Source organism: Sphingomonas sp. CCH9-F2 (genome assembly GCF_001556735.1).
In the GTDB taxonomy this organism is placed as follows: domain Bacteria; phylum Pseudomonadota; class Alphaproteobacteria; order Sphingomonadales; family Sphingomonadaceae; genus Sphingomonas; species Sphingomonas ginsenosidimutans.
This window is the reverse complement of sequence record NZ_LSJO01000278.1, coordinates 1-527: the sequence shown is the minus strand read 5'-3', so window position 1 is coordinate 527 and position 527 is coordinate 1. Positions and strand designations below refer to the sequence as shown.

The following is a 527-nucleotide window of genomic DNA, read 5'->3' as shown; positions in this document are numbered from 1 at the left end:
CGGATAGCAGGGCCTGGGTCGTGCAACGTCGCGAACGGACCCGCCACCTGATCGAGCTGGGCGGCCTCGTCCAGAAAGCCGGGCTGGTCGAGCTGGCCAACGACGATCGCGCCACGCTCTACGGCGCGCTGCTCGATCTCGCCGGACGCGCGCGGGGCGATGGCGCCGGCAACGTGCTGGCGCTGTGGAAGCGGCGCGGCAAGCGGGCGTTCGACGCCGAAAGCGATGCTAAGGAGGCGCGCTGATGAGCGCCAGCGATTATCGTGTCGCGCAACGCCCTGAACCGAAATTGGACGGTGCTTGGGGTCTCTGGTCTGCGGTGGAGGCCCGCTGGCTTGATCTCCTCTTTGCTACCGAGCGCGATGCGGTGGATGCACTGAATTATCTGCTCTTGCAAAACGGTGAGGAGGGGTAGTTGATGATCACGTTCGATATCGAGGTGATCCGCACCGAAGTGCGCGCGATAGACTTTACGCGCGGCACGCCGGCGGAAGTCGCCATGTGGCGCGAGGACATGGCGGACTCGC

2 protein-coding genes are annotated in these 527 nt (G+C 65.5%); both read left to right on the top strand.

All coding sequences use genetic code 11. The annotated features are described in order from the left end of the window. Positions 1-20 precede the first annotated feature (20 nt). A complete protein-coding gene (locus AX685_RS08310; RefSeq protein ID WP_070321743.1) occupies positions 21-245 on the top strand; it encodes a conjugal transfer protein TraD in 225 nt (74 codons plus the stop codon). Further along, positions 245-415 carry a hypothetical protein gene (locus AX685_RS21505; RefSeq protein WP_156442736.1) on the top strand — a complete coding sequence of 57 codons (171 nt, stop codon included), beginning with the start codon at positions 245-247 and terminating at the stop codon, positions 413-415. The genes AX685_RS08310 and AX685_RS21505 overlap by 1 nt, the downstream gene beginning before the upstream one ends. Positions 416-527 lie beyond the last annotated feature (112 nt).

Bases quoted from the DNA above. Each gene is read 5' to 3' on its own strand.
- AX685_RS21505 (WP_156442736.1), top strand. From the start codon at position 245: ATGAGCGCCAGCGATTATCGTGTCGCGCAACGCCCTGAACCGAAATTG.